1 pseudogene is annotated in these 235 nt (G+C 64.7%); it reads right to left on the bottom strand.

The window, feature by feature from the left end:
• Nucleotides 1–235: pseudogene (locus FJ658_RS16430) on the bottom strand (LytR family transcriptional regulator); the annotation flags it as partial.

The raw sequence follows: 235 nt of genomic DNA, 5'->3' as shown, positions 1-235 counted from the left end.
CTGGATGAAGGTGATGCGATCCATCGGGATGTTGTTGAGCGCCTTCGCCATCGCCACGATCGTCGCGGGCTGGGTCAGCTCGGTCGAGAGCTGCATGTTCGCGACCGCCGCCTTCGCGAGCGACATCAGGGTGCCGACGTTGGTGAGGGTCTCGTTCGACTTCAGCTTGCGCAGCAGCGCCGAGAGGAACACCTGCTGCGAGCTGATGCGGGTGAGGTCGGAACCGTCGCCGACG

Source organism: Schumannella sp. 10F1B-5-1 (assembly GCF_006517535.1).
In the GTDB taxonomy this organism is placed as follows: Bacteria; Actinomycetota; Actinomycetes; order Actinomycetales; family Microbacteriaceae; genus Schumannella.
Note: the sequence above shows the minus strand (reverse complement) of the source record. Positions and strands in the feature narration are given on the sequence as shown.